The sequence below is a fragment of the Candidatus Obscuribacterales bacterium genome, assembly GCA_036703605.1.
Lineage (GTDB): Bacteria > Cyanobacteriota > Cyanobacteriia > RECH01 > RECH01 > RECH01.
Window position 1 is genome coordinate 1 of the sequence record DATNRH010000705.1, and the last position, 1055, is coordinate 1055.

The following is a 1055-nucleotide window of genomic DNA, read 5'->3' on the forward strand; positions in this document are numbered from 1 at the left end:
TAGGATAGAAGGCTATCCTGACGCATTATTGCACCTCGTTGATTTCAACGCCGGTCACGCTAAACACGCATTTAGAGAATCCAAGAAGCATGATGCCCATCCAGCGGGGATAGTCGCCAAGCCTGCGGATAATGATGCGGTGCTGGTAGTCTCCACGCTCGCCACGAGGGGCTAGCACAGAAGGGCCAAACAATGCACCATCCTTTGTTGTGGAGAAATACACAACATCTTCAGCCACCGTGCTATGCCCTGGCGCTGTCACCAGTTCGGCTACCTTCACAGTCGTTCCCACGCGGACCAGTGGCGTCTGGCATTCCCACTCTACGGCACTGCCGTACTGTGTGCAGATGGTTTCATCAAGACGACCAATGGTGCCGTCCTGCTTATCGCCATAGATCCAACTAGACGCCTCGTTTCTTACATTGCGGGGGTCGTATACGCCATTGATTGCCCGGTAGCTGTCATCGTTAGAGTCCCACCGATACCAGATGTTCTCTTGCAGCTTACCGCTCAGCGTTACGTCGAACACCAGCACATCGCGGGGAAGGTGACAGATAACAAGCCCTTGGTCCCGCGTATCTCGATACTCCAGCTTAATAGTTGAAAGCTCAAAGTCTGAATAGTCGTCAAGGATGCTGTCAATTTCCTTGGTGCTGATTGACTGGTAGCTGTTAGTCATCAGGTAGAACGATGGGCTGTACTCCTTAGAGCCACCAAAGATTACCCATTGACCATCTCCAATGCCCACCTTGGCGTCAGTACCTACAATGCCAATAGGCAGGGCAGCGTTAGGTATGCGGGCAAAAGGAAAAGCGGGTCCAGCGTTGTTGTAGAAGCGTTCAGTGGTGTATCGGTTAAAGGCTAGGATCTTGTTATCGGTGGACTTCTCTACACCAACGATTTCATCAGGGGCAAAGTCAGAACCTGCCCGCTCATTGCCGCCAAAGGTAGTTTCATCAGCTAGCAAAGTGTTATACAGATTCTCGCCATCCGTAAAGATGTAATAGCCATCAATCCAGCATACATCAATGAAAGGATCAGACCCTAGCGGCCTA

General features: G+C 51.2%; 1 protein-coding gene. It reads right to left on the bottom strand.

Going from position 1 to position 1055, the window contains the following annotated elements; translation table 11 throughout:
- Nucleotides 1–25: 25 nt before the first annotated feature.
- Nucleotides 26–1055: packaged DNA stabilization protein (locus tag V6D20_14845; GenBank protein ID HEY9817058.1), on the bottom strand; the 1030-nt coding region annotated here is incomplete at its 5' end.